Origin of the sequence: Clostridium sp. MCC353, from assembly GCF_018785315.1 — a bacterium.
GTDB lineage: Bacteria > Bacillota > Clostridia > Lachnospirales > Lachnospiraceae > CHH4-2.
Genome location: NZ_WQPN01000136.1, coordinates 1 through 1,526, shown reverse-complemented (window position 1 = coordinate 1,526; position 1,526 = coordinate 1). Strand labels below are relative to the sequence as shown.

Genomic DNA, 1,526 nt, shown 5'->3' with positions numbered 1-1,526 from the left:
GCTGAGTTGTAGCCCGAGAATCCCGTTTGTACTACAAAAGTCCCGTGTTGTAAATAACAGCCCATTTTTGTAACCAAAAGTCCCGGTTTAAAACCAAAAATCCCATTTTGTAATGCTCTTTCCCGGTTTTCTTTGCTTTTTGCAGGAAATGCAGCTATAATGACGTTACAGGTTTCTAAAAACAAGTACAACTAATAGGAGTCAATCCCCTCTCGATTTTTTTGTAATCGGAGAATCCACCCCTGCTGTCTGCTCATTTCTCTTGTAATTGTGTCGGCGGCCCTTTACTTGTTCTTAGTTTACTTTTTCAGAAGACGCGGCTTTAGGACGATGTCTCCGGCGGCAACCGGATGGCATCCCAGTTTCCTTAGCAGTTCTTCTCCATAGTAAAAGCTGAACGTTTCGTATGGGGTACGGTTGTTCAGCTTTTTTCTTTTATAAGAATTGATATGGTCCATCATACGGCAGATGTCTTCCTGTGTCAGATCGTCCATGGAGGCACCTTTGGGGAGTACCCTGCGGATCAGTTCATGATTAACTTCACATGCCCCCTTCTGATAAGGGCTTCCTACGTCACAGTAAAAGAGATACGTGCGCCTGCTTCGATACTGGTCTGATGTAAATTCCAGCGCTTTGGGGTTGGAGAATTCACTCCCGTTGTCTGTCAAAATCACTGGGAACAGTCGACAAAAATCCTTCTTTCCAAGGACTCGGTACAGTTCCTCAAAAATATCAATGACGGACTGGGATGTGTTGGAATCCCTCAGGAATGCCAGCATTAGGCTGCTTTCCACAAAATGAACAGTGAGAAGAACCTTGCCGCCCCTGCTCCCGATTACCGAATCCATCTGTACCATCGGAAGCTCTGGATGATCTTCCATGAATTTCAGGAAATCCTTGTAGCTACGTCCAATCCGACAACCGCGGTCGATCTTGAATTCCGGCTTCTTATATCTTGGGCGGTACTTTACTTTTCTGGGCAAATCAATATTTCTGACATCGAACAAGCAGGCGTCAATGTAATTGTAAAGAGTCTTCTCACTGCACATCAGTTCATTTACATGGCTTTCATAAACCTGATGAACAGACTGCCCGTTACGAATCAATGGCGAGATCAGCCGATTGATACGCGCAAGCTCCTCTTCGCTGGAAAGTATCCCGCATCGTGCTTCAGAGACTGCCTTTTCTGCGGCTATATGGGCATCTGCCGGATCATAGAACATTTTTTTCAGGGTACATTGGTCAAGTATCTGGCAGCCGTTACAAACATATGGGGGCTTAAATCTCATCGTGCAGACCTCTTCCTCGAACTGTCCGCAGAGCTCATTGCACTGAGGACAGATACTACATTTATAGGCTGATTCATGAGAACAGGCACTACCACAGATTCTCTTGGCCTTACATGTTGTCCGATGCAGGCAGGCATTAAATGGATAGCCGGGACGACCGGACTTCTTTTCAAAGGAATGCCGTTTGATTTCTTTTGCAACGGTTGTGCGGTCCTTTCCAATAAGCGTTCCGATTGC

2 protein-coding genes are annotated in these 1,526 nt (G+C 45.7%); both read right to left on the bottom strand.

Features of this window, described 5'->3' with window-relative positions:
* On the bottom strand, nt 1-191 hold a 191-nt coding region (locus GPL15_RS22445), incomplete at its 3' end, for a hypothetical protein (RefSeq protein ID WP_215700911.1).
* 108 nt (nt 192-299) lie between these two features.
* Nucleotides 300-1,526, bottom strand: a 1,227-nt coding sequence (locus GPL15_RS22440) for an IS30 family transposase (RefSeq protein ID WP_252198577.1), incomplete at its 5' end; no start/stop codon positions are given.